Annotated in this window: 13 protein-coding genes; 5 read left to right on the forward strand and 8 right to left on the reverse strand. The window is 62.8% G+C overall.

Annotated elements, in window-relative coordinates; translation table 11 throughout:
• Positions 1-12: 12 nt before the first annotated feature.
• The 3 genes from LB515_RS15640 to LB515_RS15650 are packed head-to-tail and all read right to left on the reverse strand — an operon-like array spanning position 13 to position 4,868.
• Positions 13-1,560, reverse strand: coding sequence for a SpoVR family protein (locus LB515_RS15640; protein WP_224708251.1), 1,548 nt, complete (start codon positions 1,558-1,560; stop codon positions 13-15).
• 28 nt (positions 1,561-1,588) lie between these two features.
• Complete coding sequence (locus tag LB515_RS15645) at positions 1,589-2,899, reverse strand: YeaH/YhbH family protein (protein ID WP_095767434.1); 1,311 nt, start codon at positions 2,897-2,899, stop codon at positions 1,589-1,591.
• A gap of 19 nt (positions 2,900-2,918) precedes the next feature.
• On the reverse strand, positions 2,919-4,868 hold the full coding sequence (locus LB515_RS15650) for a PrkA family serine protein kinase (RefSeq protein WP_095767435.1): 1,950 nt from the start codon (positions 4,866-4,868) through the stop codon (positions 2,919-2,921).
• Positions 4,869-5,144: 276 nt separating this feature from the next.
• On the opposite strand from LB515_RS15650, the gene LB515_RS15655 reads away from it, so the two are divergent.
• Complete coding sequence (locus LB515_RS15655) at positions 5,145-5,951, forward strand: alpha/beta hydrolase (RefSeq protein ID WP_224708252.1); 807 nt, start codon at positions 5,145-5,147, stop codon at positions 5,949-5,951.
• 4 nt (positions 5,952-5,955) lie between these two features.
• On the opposite strand, the gene LB515_RS15660 is transcribed toward LB515_RS15655, so the two are convergent.
• A complete protein-coding gene (locus tag LB515_RS15660) occupies positions 5,956-6,258 on the reverse strand; it encodes a BolA family protein (protein WP_224708253.1) in 303 nt (100 codons plus the stop codon).
• 136 nt (positions 6,259-6,394) lie between these two features.
• On the opposite strand from LB515_RS15660, the gene LB515_RS15665 reads away from it, so the two are divergent.
• From LB515_RS15665 to LB515_RS15680, 4 genes are all read left to right on the forward strand, one after another.
• Positions 6,395-7,018, forward strand: a complete 624-nt coding sequence (locus tag LB515_RS15665; protein WP_095767437.1) for a J domain-containing protein — start codon at positions 6,395-6,397, stop codon at positions 7,016-7,018.
• Between the two features lie 125 nt (positions 7,019-7,143).
• Positions 7,144-8,130, forward strand: a complete 987-nt coding sequence (gene cobS, locus LB515_RS15670) for a cobaltochelatase subunit CobS (RefSeq protein ID WP_095767438.1) — start codon at positions 7,144-7,146, stop codon at positions 8,128-8,130.
• Positions 8,131-8,185: 55 nt separating this feature from the next.
• The gene (gene cobT, locus LB515_RS15675) at positions 8,186-10,084 is read left to right on the forward strand and encodes a cobaltochelatase subunit CobT (RefSeq protein WP_224708254.1); all 1,899 of its coding nucleotides are present in this window, start codon (positions 8,186-8,188) and stop codon (positions 10,082-10,084) included.
• Complete coding sequence (locus tag LB515_RS15680; RefSeq protein WP_224708255.1) at positions 10,081-11,097, forward strand: esterase-like activity of phytase family protein; 1,017 nt, start codon at positions 10,081-10,083, stop codon at positions 11,095-11,097. The genes cobT and LB515_RS15680 overlap by 4 nt, the downstream gene beginning before the upstream one ends.
• Positions 11,098-11,148: 51 nt before the next feature.
• Here the strand turns inward: LB515_RS15680 and LB515_RS15685 are convergent, their stop codons facing one another.
• The 4 genes from LB515_RS15685 to LB515_RS15700 form a co-directional block, all read right to left on the reverse strand.
• Positions 11,149-11,958 carry a hypothetical protein gene (locus LB515_RS15685; protein WP_224708256.1) on the reverse strand — a complete coding sequence of 270 codons (810 nt, stop codon included), beginning with the start codon at positions 11,956-11,958 and terminating at the stop codon, positions 11,149-11,151.
• 221 nt (positions 11,959-12,179) lie between these two features.
• The gene (locus LB515_RS15690; protein WP_224708257.1) at positions 12,180-13,955 is read right to left on the reverse strand and encodes a GtrA family protein; all 1,776 of its coding nucleotides are present in this window, start codon (positions 13,953-13,955) and stop codon (positions 12,180-12,182) included.
• A 190-nt stretch (positions 13,956-14,145) separates the two neighbouring features.
• Positions 14,146-14,820 (reverse strand): hypothetical protein, encoded by a 675-nt coding sequence (locus LB515_RS15695; RefSeq protein WP_224708258.1) that lies wholly within the window; start codon positions 14,818-14,820, stop codon positions 14,146-14,148.
• A gap of 22 nt (positions 14,821-14,842) precedes the next feature.
• Positions 14,843-15,529, reverse strand: a complete 687-nt coding sequence (locus LB515_RS15700; RefSeq protein ID WP_224527360.1) for a queuosine precursor transporter — start codon at positions 15,527-15,529, stop codon at positions 14,843-14,845.
• Between the last annotated feature and the right edge of the window lie 109 nt (positions 15,530-15,638).

Here is a 15,638-nt window from a genome sequence, read left to right on the forward strand (position 1 = left end):
CCGGCGATGCCCTCAAAGTTCCTTGGTCCAACGCTCGCTGAGTATCGCGCCGGTACCGGCATCAATTGCCGCCAGGCTGACATCATAGCCCCAGAGGTTGCGGATATGGCGCAGCGTCGCGTCGCGGCTCTGGCCCTCGAGCATGACGCCATCCTTGACCGTGTGCTGGAGCCGCAGATGCCGGTCGCCGAGCAGGTCGACGTCAACCACCTGGATGTCGGGACGGTTGGCGCCGATATCGTAGCTTTGCGCCAACGCCGACCTTATCTTGCCATAGCCGCGCTCATTGTGAATCGAGGCCACCTCATAGTGCGGCTCGTCGGCACCGTCGGCCAGCACGAAGAGCCGCCATTTGCGGATCAGCCTTGGGCTCAGATACTGCCGGATGAAGGATTCGTCGCGATGGTTGGCCCAGGCGTCGAGCAAGGTGTCGCGCCAGTCGCCGCGGCCGGCGATGTCGGGAAACCAGTCGCGGTCCTCGGCGGTCGGCGCGGTCGAGATGCGCTGGATGTCCTGCATCATGTCGAGACCCAGCGCATAAGGATTGATGCCGGAAAAGCGGGGGTCGTCATAGGCCGGCTGGAAGACCACGTTCGAGTGGTTGCGCAGGATTTCGAGCATGGCGCCTTCGCTGATGCGGCCACGGTCGAACAGCATGTTCATGAGCGTGTAATGCACGAAGGTCGCGCAACCTTCGTTCATCACCTGGGTCTGCCGCTGCGGATAAAAATATTGCGCGATGACGCGCACGATCCTGACGATCTCGCGCTGCCAAGGCTCGAGGACGAGACTGTTCTTCTCGAGGAAATAGAGCAGGTTCTCTTCCGGTAGATTGAGCGATTTCTTCCGCTCGGCCGCGTCGTCGTCACCGGCTGTTTTGGTATCGCCACTCTCTTGCGAAGGCGGCAGTGTCCGCCAGAGATCGTTGAACGAACGCTCCTCGTATTCCAGGCGCTCGCGCAGCCCTTCGCGCTGCTGCTCGGACGACAGTCTCGGCGGCCGATGATAGCGGAACACACCCTGCTCCATCAGCGCGTGGGCCGAATCCAGGATTGCTTCCACGGCCGCCAAGCCATGCCGTTCCTCGCATCGGGCTATGTAGCTCTTGGCAAAATCCAAATAGCTCAGGATGCCGCCGGCGTCCGTCCATTGCCGGAAAAGGTGATTGTTCTTGAAGAAATGATTGTGTCCCAGCGCGGCATGCGCCGTCACCAAAGCCTGCAGGGCCATGGTGTTTTCTTCCATGAGGTAGACGATGCAGGGATTGGAGTTGATGACCAGTTCGTAGGCCAGACCGCGTGCGCCCTTGCGGTAGAGCAGTTCGTTGTAGAGGAAGTGCTTGCCGAATGACCAATGCCGGTACATCAGCGGCATGCCCACCGACGAATAGGCGTCTAGCATCTGCTCGGAAGAAATGATCTCCATCTGCACCGGGTAGATGTCGAGGCGAAGCTCTTCGAGGCCGATCGCTTCGATCTCGTCATAGACCCGGGACAGCTTGTTGAAATCCCAGTCCGACCCGGAAAACAGCAATTCGGATTTGCGCGCCTGGCTGACCATCGGCCTATGTCCCTTCGAGCCTCAGTCCTCAAGCGCTCTTGCGCAGATCAGGTTGCCTGGCGAAGAGCTCGCGGAAGACCGGGTATATGTCGGCCGGCGCGGCGATGCGCCTCATCTGGAAATTCGGCCATTTTCCGTCGACGGCGTTGTAGGCGCGCCAGAGCGATGTGCCGTTCTCGGTCGAGCCGAAAATGTGGCTTTCCCGCTCGTCGATGATCTCCACATAGGCGAAATACTGGCAAAGCCGCATCAGCTTGCGGTCGAGCAGTTCTATGCAGCGCTCGGAATCGGTGGCGAAATTGTCGCCGTCGGAGGCCTGTGCGGCGTAGATGTTCCATTCGGCGACCGGGTAGCGTTCCTCGATGATGCGGTGCATTTCCTCGAGCGCGGTGGAGACGACAGTGCCGCCGCTTTCGGTGTGGTAGAAGAACGTATGCTCGTCCACCTCCTTGGCTTCGTGAGTGTGGCGGATGAAGACGACCTCGGTGCGTTCGTAGCGCCGTGTCAGAAACAGATGCAGCAGCACGAAGAAGCGTTTGGCCAGATCCTTCTCGCGCTCTCCCATCGAGCCGGAGACGTCCATCAAACAGAACATCACCGCGCTGGCGTTCGGCACCGGCTGGGGATCGAAGCGATTGAACCGGATATCGACCGGATCGACATAGGCAATTCGCCTGCGCCTGCGCTCGATCCGGTCGAACTCCTCGCGCAGGGCAGCGATGCGTTCGCTCATGGCCGTGCTTGCCGGCTTCGCTTCAAGCTCGGCAATCTGCAGGGCGATTGCGTCCAACTCCGCCTGCTTGGGGCGTCTGAGCGCGATGCGGCGCCCATGGCTGTTGCGCATCGTGCGCCCGACATTGATGTTGGTCGGCGCTCCGCTTGCCGTGAAGCCTGCCCGTCTCGGCTTGAAGCTCAGTATCTGCTTGAGATTGAGCTTGACCAGATCCGGCAGTTCGAGGTCCTCGAAGAAAAGGTCGAGCACTTCCTCGCGTGACAGCACAAAGCGGAAGTCGTCTTCGGATTCCGTGGTCCCTGGAGCCGATCCGTAGCCTCCGCCGCCACCCGGTTTGGAGATAAGATCGCCAGGGCTGAATGTCCTGTTGCCGGGCAGGATGTGCTGGCGCCTGCCGCTTTCCTTGTCGTCGCCGAAGGTCGGTTCGCTGGTGCCCTTGCGAGGCATCGGCACGGCATGCTCGCGGTCAATGTCGGCGATACGACCTGTTCGGACGTGGTCGCGGATGCTGCGCTTGAGCTCATCACGGGCGCGCCGGAGGAAGCGCTGGCGATTGCCCAGGCTCTTGTCCTTCGGGTTCAGGCGGCGGTCGATGAAGATCGGCATGGAACCGTCCCGGCTTTGCTCAACCCGCCTTGTTCACGCGCATATACCAGTCGACCAGCCGGCGAACCTGCCGCTGGGTGTAGCCGCGTTCCACCATACGCTGCACGAATTCGTTGTGCCGCTTCTCCGTGACGCTGTCCTGCTTGGAGCCGAAGCTGATCACCGGCAGCAGGTCCTCGACTTGGCCGAACATGCGCTTCTCGATGACCTCGCGAAGCTTTTCATAGCTCGTCCAGGAGGGATTGCGGCCGTGGTTGCGCGCCCGGGCACGCAAGGTGAATTTGACCACTTCGTTGCGGAAGTCCTTGGGGTTGGCGATGCCGGCCGGTTTTTCGACCTGCGACAATTCCTTGTCCAGCACCTCGCGGTTGAGGATCTGGCCAGTGTCGGGGTCCTTGTAGTCCTGATCCTCGATCCAGGCGTCGGCATAGGCGATGTAGCGGTCGAAGAGGTTCTGACCGTACTCGCTGTAGGACTCCAGATAGGCCTTCTGGATCTCATGGCCGATGAATTCGGCATACCGCGTCGCAAGTTCCGACTTGATGAATTCGAGGAAGGCGGCCTCCGTTTCCTTCGGGAATTGCTCGCGCTTGATGGCCTCCTCGAGGATGTACATCAGGTGCACGGGATCGGCCGCCACCTCCTTGGTGTCGTAGTTGAACGTCTGCGACAGGATCTTGAAGGCAAAGCGCGTGCTTACCCCGGTCATGCCCTCGTCGACGCCTGCAGCGTCGCGATATTCCTGGACCGACTTGGCCTTGGGGTCGATCTCCTTGAGGTTCTCGCCGTCATAGGCGCGCATCTTGGTGTAGAGCGGTGAGTTCTCGTGCTCGGCAAGGCGGGTCGAGACGGTGAAGCGGCTGAGAATGTCCAGCACTTCGGGCGCGCATGGGCTGTTTGCCAGCTCGCTCTCGCGCAGCAGCTTCTCGTAAATGTGCCTCTCCTCGGTAACACGAAGGCAATAGGGAACCTTGACCACGAGGATGCGGTCGAGGAAGGCTTCATTGTTCTTGTTGTTCTTGAACTGCTGCCATTCCGATTCGTTGGAATGGGCCACGACGATGCCCTGATAGGGGAAGGCACCGAAATTCTCGGTGCCGTTGTAGCTGCCTTCCTGGGTTGCCGTCAGCAATGGGTGCAGGACCTTGATGGGCGCCTTGAACATCTCGACGAATTCGAGCAGCCCTTGCGTGGTCCGGTTGAGGCCGCCGCTGTAGGAGTAGGCGTCCGGGTCGGACTGGCTGAAGTGCTCCAACTGCCTGATGTCGACCTTGCCGACCAGGGCCGAGACATCCTGGTTGTTCTCGTCGCCGGGCTCGGTCTTGGCGATGGCGATCTGGCGCAGCCGCGACGGCATCAGCTTGACCACGCTGAATTTGGAGATGTCGCCCGACAGTTCGTCGAGGCGCTTGGCCGCCCAGGGCGAAATCAATCCGTTCAGGCGGCGGCGGGCGATGCCGTATTTATCCTCCAGCAGATCGCCCATGCGATCGGGATGGAAAAGGCCGAGCGGCGATTCGAAGACCGGGCTGATCTTATTGCCGACCTTGAGCGTGTAGATCGGGCGCTCCTCCATCAGCTTCTTCAGCCGTTCGGCTAGTGAGGATTTGCCGCCGCCGACCGGGCCAAGGAGATAGAGGATCTGCTTGCGCTCCTCGAGGCCCTGCGAGGCATAGCGGAAATATCCGGCGATGCGCTCGATCGTATCCTCCATTCCGTAGAAGTCGGAGAAGGAGGGATAGACCTTGATGGTGCGGTTGGAGAAAATGCGGCCGAGCCGCTCGTCCTTGCTGGTGTCGACCAGGTTCGGCTCACCGATCGCCTCAACCATGCGTTCGGGCGCCGACGCATACATGGATTTGTCTTCGCGGCAGGCCAGGAGATATTGCTGCAGGCTGATCTCTTCCTGAGCCGCGTTGGAATAAATCTCCGAAAACAGATCGAAGACGTCTGATTGGTTCTCGCGCATGGTGCTTTGCCTCGGAGCCGGTGGGCTGCCAATCGGCTCATCGCTGCATCAACTGCCGGAAAGCACTGTTTGTTCCCTTCACATGAAGGATAGCGCATGCAATCTGGCATTGACCCGGGGGATACCCGACGCGGCCGAAAATGCTCGCCCGAGAAATACGTGGTGATTGCCGGCGGAGCTTCAAGGTCCTGATTTGGTTTGCTGCCCACAAGTTGTCATTATTGATCCAATCGAGGTGCGCGGCGCGCCTGCGCCGCAACCTGGCCGGAGATGACGATGATCGATCGACGCGGCTTCATCGCGGCATGCCTGGGGGCGCTGCTGCCGGCAGGTGCGTCAGCCGCCAGGCGTCCGGGCCGGCAGGCACCGCAAACCATCGATTACGGTCCGGCCAAGCTCGATATCTACGCGCCGGACGGCGCAAACAACCTGCCGGTGGTTTTCTTTGTCCATGGCGGCGCCTGGCGGTTCGGCAAACGCGGCCAGGTCGGCTCAAAGCCGGACTTCCTGCTCGCCAATGGCTTCGTGTTCGTCTCGATCGATTACCGCATGCTGCCGGAAGCCGATGTCGCCACCCAGGCCGGCGACGTCGAAAAGGCCTACGGCTATGTGCGCGCCAACATTGCCCGATACGGCGGCGATCCCAGTCGCATCGTCGGCATGGGCCATTCGGCCGGGTGCCATCTGATCGCGCTGACCGGCATGCGCGGCGGTTTGCCCGGTGTCGCCGCGCTGATCCTGGACGATACCAGGGCCTATGATCTTGCAGCGCTTTCCAGGAATGGCGGCATGATCGGCGCCTATGCGCGTGCCTTTCCCGACCCGACACAATGGGCGGCGCTATCGCCGTCGACCTATGTCGACGGCAGGAAACATCCGCCGACCTTCATCGCCTATTCGCGCGCGCCCGGGCGAGGCGAGGCGTCGAAGGCTTTCGCGGAACGCCTGCGCGCCACCGGCGCCAAAGTCACGTTGTTCGACGGCAGCGCCTATACGCACATGTCGATCAATCGCGATTTCGGCCAGGACGGCGACGCCTTGACCGCGGCTGTGTTGGCCTTCCTCAAGGCGAGCGTCGGCTGAGAGCTTACCAGCGCGTCTTCTCGCCGGGCGCCGCCGGCTCGATCGCCAGCGCATGCACGCCGGACTTCAGTTCGTCCGCGAGCAATTCGTTGACGGCACGGTGGCGCTCGATGCGAGCCATGCCGGCAAAGCTCGGCGAAACGATGCGAACGCGAAAATGCGTCTCGCCGGCGCCGTCGAACGTCGCGTGGTGGCCGGACTCGACGTGATGATGCCCGGCGTGAAGGTGGCTCTCATTGATGACCGCTAGCCGTTCGGGCGAAAATGCCGCTTTCAGCTTGTTTTCGATTGTCGACTGTATGGACATCCGGGTTTCCCTTCCCCACATCTGCGGCATAGCCGCAAAATCTTGAATTTCGACCGCTTTTAAGCCGCGATTCAGCGGTTAGGGCGATCATCGGCGAAATGTCAATTCTTGTTTCGCACCTGCGAACAGCCCATAAATGGGTGAGATGAAAGCGTACCCCAAATATTTCGAGAAAATTCGAATTCGGCCGGAGAAGGACGCGGAGCTGAAGTCGCGCGCGCCGATCTGCCAGTGGGACGGCTGCAACGAAGCCGGCACGCATCGCGCGCCGGTCGGGCGCCTCAAGGAGGGCGAGTATTTTCGCTTCTGCTTCGACCATGTGCGCGAATACAACAAGGGCTTCAATTACTTCTCCGGCGTGTCGGACACTGAGATCGCCCGCTTCCAGAAGGAGGCGCTGACCGGCCACAGGCCGACATGGCGCATGGGCGCCAATGGCGGCGGGACGCGCTCGGCGCCGGATTTCGCGCAGCAGCGTTCGGGGCGGGCCGGCTACTACAACCGCATGCGCGATCCCTTCAATCTGTTCAGCGGCGGAGCACGCGAGCCGCGCGAGCGCAAGGCAAAGCCACTTGAGGCCAAGGCGCTGGAAACGCTTGGCCTTGACACAAAGGCGACTGGTCAGGACATCAAGGCGCGCTATAAGGAACTCGTTAAGCGCCACCATCCGGATGCGAATGGCGGCGACAGAGGTTCGGAAGACCGGTTCCGCGATGTGCTGCAGGCCTATCGCGTGCTCAAGCAAGCAGGATTGTGCTGAGCGGCCCCACGGTACCAAGTCGTTTTTCCAACTTTCATATGGTTGGAAAAGGCTCTAAGACCGCCCCCGGACAAAATCGATTGCCGGCGAAACGCGGCGTTTCGCCCGTGGAGACGTTGATAGTGATGAACAAGGTCGATCGCGACATCGCCAACCTGCCCGACACGACCGTGCCGGTGAAGGAGAAATTCGGCTTCGATTCCAAGATGATCGTTCCCGCCTATTCGGCGGCGACGGAGCATGTGCCGGACATCGACCCGGACTATCTGTTCGACAAGGCGACGACACTGGCGATCCTCGCCGGCTTTGCCTACAACCGCCGCGTCATGGTGTCGGGCTATCACGGCACCGGTAAGTCGACGCATATCGAGCAGGTCGCAGCGCGGCTCAACTGGCCCTGCGTGCGCGTCAACCTCGACAGCCATGTCAGCCGCATCGACCTCGTCGGCAAGGACGCCATCGTCGTCAAGGAAGGGCTGCAGGTCACCGAATTCCGTGACGGCATCCTGCCCTGGGCCTATCAGCACAATGTGGCGCTCTGCTTCGACGAATATGATGCCGGCCGTCCGGACGTGATGTTCGTCATCCAGCGCGTGCTGGAATCGTCGGGTCGCCTGACCCTGCTCGACCAGAGCCGGGTCATCCGCCCGCACCCTGCATTCCGGCTGTTCGCCACCGCCAACACGGTCGGTCTCGGCGACACCACGGGCCTCTATCACGGTACGCAGCAGATCAACCAGGCGCAGATGGACCGCTGGTCGATCGTCACCACGCTCAATTACCTGCCGCACGACAATGAAGTGAATATCGTGCTGGCCAAGGCCAAGCACTATCGCGACAGCAAGGGCAAGGACATCGTCAACAAGATGGTGCGCGTCGCCGACATGACGCGTTCGGCCTTCATCAATGGCGACCTGTCGACCGTGATGAGCCCGCGCACCGTCATCACCTGGGCCGAGAACGCCGAGATTTTCGGCGATATCGGCATGGCGTTCCGGCTGACCTTCCTCAACAAGTGCGACGAGCTGGAGCGTTCGGTGGTGGCCGAGTTCTACCAGCGCGCCTTCGGCGAGGATCTGCCGGAAAGCGCCGCGAACGTGGTGCTGGGGTAGGCGCGCGGCTGAAGAGGCCTCCAGCCTTTCAGCATGAATCGCGCAGGGAATGATCATGGCGGGTCCAGGCGACAACACGCGCAACAAGCCGAAGAACGGGTCTGAAGCCGACAGCTTCAAGCGCGCGGTGACCGTGTGCATGCGCGCCGTCGCCGGCGACAAGGACCTCGAGGTCGGTTTTGCCAAGGACCGGCCGGCTTTGGCCGGCAACCGCGCGCGCCTACCCGAACTGCCGAAGAAAGCGTCCCGCAACGACATTGCGATCACGCGCGGCCTGGGCGATTCCATGGCGCTGAAGCGCGCCTGCCACGATCAGCGCATCCACAACAGGTTGGCGCCGGAAGGCAAGCTGGCGCGTTCCATCTTCGACGCCGTCGAGCAGGCGCGCGTCGAGGCGATCGGCAGCCGCGCCATGCAGGGCGTGGCCGACAATATCGGTTCGATGCTCGAGGATAAATACGCCAAGGCGAACCTCGTCGACGTCAGGGACAAGGCGGACGCGCCGCTCGAGGAAGCGATTGCACTGATGGTGCGCGAGAAGCTCACCGGACGTTCCGTGCCGAAGAGCGGCGAGCGGCTGGTCGATCTCTGGCGTCCCTGGATCGAGGAAAAGGCGAGCGGCGAGCTGGACGGCCTGTCGGCCAAGCTCGAGGACCAGCAGGCCTTTGCCCGCGTCGTGCGCGACATGCTGGTTTCCATGGAAATGGCCGAGCAACTCGGCGAAGACCAGGAAACCGACGACTCGGAGGAAAACGAAGAGAACGAGCAGCAGGGCGAGGAACAGAGCGAGGAAGGCGGCGAGGAGGATTCAGGCTCCGAGCAGTCGCAGTCGGAAGATGCCGAAGCCTCCGCCGACGACGAAGAGTCGGCCGAGACCGAAGCGACCGACGCCACCTCCGACGACCTGTCCGATGAGGACGACGCCGACGCCGAGACGCCGGGCGAGGCCAAGCGCAACGACAATCCGTTCCTGAACCTGCCGAAAGAGATCGATTACAAGGTGTTTACCACCGGCTTCGACGAGACAGTAGGCGCCGAGGAACTGTGCGAGGAAGAGGAGCTCGACCGGCTGCGCGCCTTCCTCGACAAGCAGCTTGCCAACCTTTCCGGCGTCGTCGGGCGGCTCGCCAACCGGCTGCAGCGCCGGCTGATGGCGCAGCAGAACCGCTCCTGGGATTTCGACCTGGAGGAAGGCTATCTCGATCCGGCCCGCCTGGTGCGCGTGGTCATCGACCCGATGCAGCCGCTGTCATTCAAGCAGGAGCGCGACACCAAGTTCCGCGACACGGTGGTGTCGCTGGTGCTCGACAATTCGGGCTCCATGCGCGGCCGGCCGATCACCGTCGCCGCGACCTGCGCCGACATCCTGGCGCGCACGCTGGAGCGTTGCGGCGTTTCGGTCGAAATCCTCGGCTTCACCACGCGGGCGTGGAAAGGCGGGCAGGCGCGCGAGAAATGGCTGAAGGACGGCAAGCCGCCTAATCCCGGCCGACTCAACGACCTGCGCCACATCATCTACAAGTCCGCCGATCATCCGTGGCGGCGCGCGCGGCGCAATCTCGGGCTGATGATGCGCGAAGGCCTGCTGAAGGAAAACATCGACGGCGAGGCGCTGCTATGGGCGCATAACCGGCTGATCGGCCGGCCCGAGCAGCGCAAGATCCTGATGATGATCTCGGATGGCGCGCCGGTCGACGATTCCACGCTGTCGGTCAATCCGGGCAATTACCTGGAACGCCATCTGCGGGCGGTCATCGAGCTGATCGAAACGCGCTCGCCGGTCGAGCTTCTGGCGATCGGCATCGGCCACGACGTCACGCGCTATTATCGCCGCGCCGTCACCATCGTCGATGCCGAGGAACTCGCTGGCGCTATGACTGAGCAGCTCGCCTCGCTGTTCGGCGAGGAGAGCGCACGCGACACGCGGCGCGGCGGATTGCGACGCGCCGGATGATCCTTTCGGGGCGGCGTGCGCGGCGGACGCTTTTCGCCTGCGTGCTGGCCTGCGCCTCACCGGTAATTGCCGCTCCGGGAACTCCCGTCGAAACAGTCGAGATTTCGGCGCGGCCGATCAGCCAGTTCCATATCGGCCGCGACGAGACGCGGTTCGGGCCGCTTGAATTCGTCGGCGGGCTGGAGATGACCTCGCCGGCGCGCGATTTCGGCGCGCTGTCGGCTTTTCGCTTTCTGAAGCCGGGCAGCGACTTCATCAGCGTCGCCGACACCGGCTTCTGGTTCTTCGGCACGATCACGCATGACGCCGACCGACGTCCGTCGGGCGTTTCGAACTTCCGCCTGCAGCAGATGGTCGACGCTTCGGGCCGGCCGATCGACCGGAAATGGAAGGTCGACGCTGAGGGGCTCGCGGTCAGGGACGGTATCGCCACCGTCGGCTTTGAGCGCAACCAGCGCGTCGCCCAGTTCAGGATCGATCCCGACAATATGAAAGCGCCGATCCGGCAGCTCGATTACCAGATCCCCGCCCGGGAGCTGCGCCAGAACCGCGGCTTCGAGACCGTCACCCATGCCAATCCTTATGGGCAGCACGCGGGCGGCTTGATCGTGGTCTCGGAGAGGAGCCTCGATGAAGCCGGCAACGTCTACGCCGCCATTATCGAGGGGCCGCATAAGGGCGTCTTCACCGTGAAGCGCGATGGCGATTTCGACATAACCGACGGTGCCTTCCTGCCGGATGGCGACCTATTGCTGCTGGAGCGCAGTTTTTCGATCGCGCGCGGGGTGAAAATGCGGCTGCGGCGCATCTTTGGCGAAAGCGTCGAGAAGGGCGCGATCGCCGACGGGCCGGTGCTGATGGAGGCCGATATGGGCTACCAAATCGACAATATGGAAGGGCTCGACGTCTGGACCCGCGACGACGGCGCGCTGATGGTGTCGCTGATATCCGACGACAACCATTCGATCCTGCAGCGCAACCTCTACCTGGAATTCATCCTGCACCAGAATTGACGACGGCTGGCTGGCATGGATTCAGCCGTGCCGACGGTGGGCGCCGAGAGATTACCGGCCGACGTGGCGGACTTCGTTCATCACGAAATTGGCCGCGCGCTTGCTCCGGTTACGGATCTTGAGCGTCGCGGTGTTGTCCACGAAATAGGTGTGAAGGATGCTGTCGCGGGTGCGGACTTCCGGTCCGACGGTGTCGACCGCGTGCCAGGTGTCGGTGCCGACCGCAAAGGCGTAGCCGGTGTTCGGCGAAAACGACATCCGGTGCGAATTCTCGAAACGCCCGTCCGGCATGCGCTCGGCGAAGCGGGTGCCGATATGGTTGATCGAGTCGTCCTCCGGCAGGTAGAACTGGACCGTGATGCCCTTCCATTTCGTGTCGGTATGGAAGCCGATCTTGTAGCCCGCCACGTCGCGCGTCAGCATCGGCACCGGATACATGCCGACCTTCATGAAGTCCGAGCCGAACCGGCGCTCCAAGCCCGGGGCAAGGCGGCGCATGAATGCGTCCTTCAGCTGCGGCGCATGCAATGCCTTGCCAACCAGGGACCAAATCGCCCGTTTCTCTTCCGGCAGATGGCGGATGTATTCGGGGTAGAGGTCGATCTTGATCCGCGTTGCGGTGCCGTCAGCCTTGATATTCACATTGTTGCGTCCCTTGAGCGCACGATATTCGCGCGCCTCCGGCATGGCGGCGCGCATGCGCCGATAAAGGTCCGCCGGGAAAACATCGGTCATTTCCAGATGCCAGAAAGGCTTTTCCACAAACGCGGCGCGGTTCACGGCGTCCACCATGTGAGAGACAATATGCTGCAGCGTTTGTGTGGCTGATGCTGGCGCCGCCGCGCCCTCTATGGCCGACATGGATGTCTTCTCCCCAAGCTAAAACCCCGAATCCAAATTTCTTGAATACATATATCGCCGCCTAAACGAGATGCTAACCAAAGCACAGGCTGGATTGCAACGATCCATGGAACTGATTTCGATAGCGGTTTTCTAAATCACGCAGTGAAATTGCATCAGCGCAGAGCAGGCGTATTGCGAAGGGCGCTGTCGACGATGCTGATATGGCCGCGGGCCGATATTCAACGAACCTTGTAGATCTCGATCGGCTTTCCCGCGGTAGACTGGTCCAGTTCGAGCCACTCAGGCAGGTCGCCCCGCAGCAACGCCGCGACAAGGCCCTTCGGCGCGTCCAGAGCCAGCGATATCTCTTCCGTGTTGCCGCGGCAGATCGCGACCAGCCCGACATGCTCGCGTTCGATGACGGCGCGGGCGGCCTCCGGCGTTCCCATGAAAGCGTCGAGCATGGCGAGATTGCCGCCGACATTGCGGTGGTAAGGGCCGGCCAGCGCCCGATGGCCGGTGAACGTCAATATTCCCGAGCCGAGATTGGACGAGGCAAGCACCGTCGTCGCGGGCATCGCGGCAAGATCGTGGAAGTCGCCCGGCTTGCCGCAGGTCACGGCATGGTCGGGGTCGGAATTAACCCGCTGTGGCGCCTGCCGAACCACGGACTGCGCCGCCACCGCGACCCCGGCCCAGGTCGCGTTGAGCGAGACCAGCCACGCCATGACGATGCCGGTGGAAAGGCGCCACGAGGGCGCGGCGTCCGCCCGCAGGCGGATTCTCGCGATCCAGGCCGAAAGCGGCAGCACGGCGATGGCGACGGAGAAGGTCGAGCCGCGCACCTGCCATAGGCTGACGCCGAAGGCGACGACGAGCAGGATGGCGGCGAGCATCTCGGCGCGGCGCAGCCGACGGGTTCGGAGCTGAAAGCCGACCAGCAGGATCGCGATGAAGGGCGTCACATAGCGCGCCGCCATCAGCTTCGGCTGGTGGATGGCGACGCTCCAGAAGGGCTGTGCTTCGACCACGTCGGCCAGCCAATAGGTGCGGATACGTTCGTCCATGCCCGCATAGGGCGATGCCAGGCATTGCGGGAAGAACACGATCACAACGACGGCGACCACCGCCATCAGCACCAGCATCGAAACCAGCCGCGCCCGGCGGCTGGATGCGGCAAAGGTACTGGCGATCACGAGGCCGAAGCCGGACAATGCGGCAACGGCGAACTGGAAAGAGGAGAAGGCGTCGCATTGGGCCACGCCCCAGTCGGCCGGCCGGATGGTCGCCACGAGGACCAGTGAGGCGATGCCGGCAAATCCGAGGCCGAAGCCTCGCGCCGTGACGCGCTCCTTGTCGTCGAGAACGAACAGGACAGCGGCGCAGATGCCGAGCTCCGCCACATAGGGAGCCGTCTCCATGCCAACCGCGAGCGTCAGGCCGGCGCAAATGCCCGACAGAAGGGCAGCGGGCCGCCAGAAGGGCGCTTCCATCAGAAGCCAGAGGCCGGCCGCCGTCAGCAGCAGCTGGACATTGTGGTGATCGATCACGCCCGGGCTGTAGATCACCAGGTAGAAAAGCGCCGCCGTCGACAGAATGACTGCCGGCATCGCGACATTCGCAGCGGCGAAGCGCTGCGAGGCGCGCATGAGCACGAATATGGTCAGTCCGTAGAGGAGGGTCGGCCAGATGATCTGCGCGGCACGCTCGGCCGTGGCCGTGCTGGCGCCCAGCGCATCGAAGGCCATGATGATCAGCGCGAGCGGCGTATCGACAAGCCGGGACCAATGCATGACGAAGCCGCCCGAGGTGCCCATTCTGTATTGGTGGAGATCGAACCAGCTTTGGCCGCCGAGCAGGTCGCGAACCTCCACCAGCCGCAGCATGCTGTCATTATCGGCGCCATAGTCGCCAAGGGTCGGAAAACCGGAAACGGCGTTGATCGTCAGCACCACCAGCGTCGCGCACAGCGCAAGCAGAAGGTCGTTTTTCCAACCGGTGCCTTGCACGGTCATGCTGGTCGCAATGCCCTAGAGCAATTCCAGGAAAAGTGTGCCACGGTTTTCCGTCAGGAATTGCGTCAAAACAAAGAGATAAAGTGGTCCGCCGTTTCCGTGAAACGGCGCACCACTCTGGAGAATTTTCGCGATCCTGCACGATCGGGCGTAACAAAGCGTAAAGCCGCCGCGGCTGTGGCTGAAAGCGTCAGCCCTGGTTGGTTGCGATCCAGATGACGTGGCGGGCGCCGCGCTTGCCGTTGGCCCGCGTGTTGATTTCCTCGACCGCGAAGCCGGCCTGTTTCAGCCGCCGGGTGAAGCCGCTGTCCGGCCCCTGCGACCAGACCGCCAGCACGCCGCCAGGCTTCAACGCGGCGCGCGCGGCCGTAAGGCCGGCAGCGCCATAGAGCGTGTCATTGCCCTTGTGGACGATGCCTTCGGGACCATTATCGACATCGAGCAGGATCGCGTCCCAGGCGGCTTTCTCCGCCCCTATCACCTGGCCGACATCGGCCTCGCGAATGGTGACGCGGGGATCGTCGAGGCAGCCGCCGAAGATCCCCGACATGGGGCCGCGTGCCCAGTCGACGACCGCGGGGACGAGCTCGGCCACGGTGACGGCAGCATCGCCATTGAGCGCGGCGAGAGCGGCGCGCAAGGTGAAGCCCATGCCGAGCCCGCCGATAAGGATGCTTGGCCGCCCGCGTCCGGCGATACGCTGACAGGAAAGCCTGGCCAGCGCTTCCTCGGAACCGCTGAGGCGGCTGTTCATCAGCTCGTTGGTGCCGAGCATGATCGAGAATTCAGCGCCGCGCCGCTTCAGGCGCAGCTCCTGGCCGCCATCGGGCGTGCGGGCGGAGTCAAGCTGAACCCAGGGGATCACGGCCCGATTCCACTTGCTGGGATCATGCTCCGACCGCGACCGCCGGCTGGCTCCAGCGCGCGGCGAGCAGCCGGTAGGGGATCAGCGCCACCACGGCGATGATCAGCTTGACCGAAAGGTCGCCGAGCGCCCAGGAGACCCAGCGCATCGTCTCGACCGGCAGCACACCCATCAGCGGCGCGGTCTCCAGCGCGAAGCTGTCGTTGGGACCGGCAAAGGCGAAGGCGGCGGAGAAGGCGACGCCGAAGAAGACGACGGTATCGAAGATGGAGCCGACCAGCGTGCCGACGATCGGCGCGCGCCACCAGCTCTGCCGGCGCAGCCGGTTGAAGACGGTAACGTCCAGCAATTGCGCGGCGAGGAAGGCAGCTCCCGAGGCGGCTGCGATGCGCACCAGCCGGTCGGCGGCGGTCTCGAACTCGATCAGTCCATGACGGAACAGGAAGGGCGGAATCAGGATCGAACAGGTCACTGCGGTCATGAAGCCGACGAACACCACCTTGCGCGCCACGGCCGGGCCATAGCGGCGGTTGGCGAGGTCGGTGACCAGGAAGGAGAAAGGATAGGTGAAGGCGCCCCAGGTCAGCAGGTCCGCCAACGACAGGCCACCGACTTGGCCCTGCATCGGGAACTGCACGAGGATGTTCGACGCCACGACGACAAACGCCATGGCGGCCACGAAGGGCAAATATCGCGTCAGGAAATACATTTTTTTATCCTGGGTAATGGAACCAGCCGAGCGTCATGCCGACGCTCGCTCCTGTTTCGAGCACCGGTCTGGCCGGGGCTCGAGGCGGTCGTCCCCCGCCTGAAAGCTG

Source organism: Mesorhizobium sp. CA15 (genome assembly GCF_020165215.1).
In the GTDB taxonomy this organism is placed as follows: Bacteria; Pseudomonadota; Alphaproteobacteria; order Rhizobiales; family Rhizobiaceae; genus Mesorhizobium.

Excerpts from the sequence above, each read along its gene's own strand:
- LB515_RS15665 (WP_095767437.1), top strand. The coding sequence starts at position 6,395 with ATGGGTGAGATGAAAGCGTACCCCAAATATTTCGAGAAAATTCGAATT.
- LB515_RS15700 (WP_224527360.1), bottom strand. The coding sequence starts at position 15,529 with ATGTATTTCCTGACGCGATATTTGCCCTTCGTGGCCGCCATGGCGTTT.
- LB515_RS15660 (WP_224708253.1), bottom strand. The coding sequence starts at position 6,258 with ATGTCCATACAGTCGACAATCGAAAACAAGCTGAAAGCGGCATTTTCG.
- cobT (WP_224708254.1), top strand. The coding sequence starts at position 8,186 with ATGGCGGGTCCAGGCGACAACACGCGCAACAAGCCGAAGAACGGGTCT.
- LB515_RS15685 (WP_224708256.1), bottom strand. The coding sequence starts at position 11,958 with ATGTCGGCCATAGAGGGCGCGGCGGCGCCAGCATCAGCCACACAAACG.
- LB515_RS15655 (WP_224708252.1), top strand. The coding sequence starts at position 5,145 with ATGATCGATCGACGCGGCTTCATCGCGGCATGCCTGGGGGCGCTGCTG.
- LB515_RS15650 (WP_095767435.1), bottom strand. The coding sequence starts at position 4,868 with ATGCGCGAGAACCAATCAGACGTCTTCGATCTGTTTTCGGAGATTTAT.
- LB515_RS15680 (WP_224708255.1), top strand. The coding sequence starts at position 10,081 with ATGATCCTTTCGGGGCGGCGTGCGCGGCGGACGCTTTTCGCCTGCGTG.
- LB515_RS15690 (WP_224708257.1), bottom strand. The coding sequence starts at position 13,955 with ATGACCGTGCAAGGCACCGGTTGGAAAAACGACCTTCTGCTTGCGCTG.
- LB515_RS15645 (WP_095767434.1), bottom strand. The coding sequence starts at position 2,899 with ATGCCGATCTTCATCGACCGCCGCCTGAACCCGAAGGACAAGAGCCTG.
- cobS (WP_095767438.1), top strand. The coding sequence starts at position 7,144 with ATGAACAAGGTCGATCGCGACATCGCCAACCTGCCCGACACGACCGTG.
- LB515_RS15640 (WP_224708251.1), bottom strand. The coding sequence starts at position 1,560 with ATGGTCAGCCAGGCGCGCAAATCCGAATTGCTGTTTTCCGGGTCGGAC.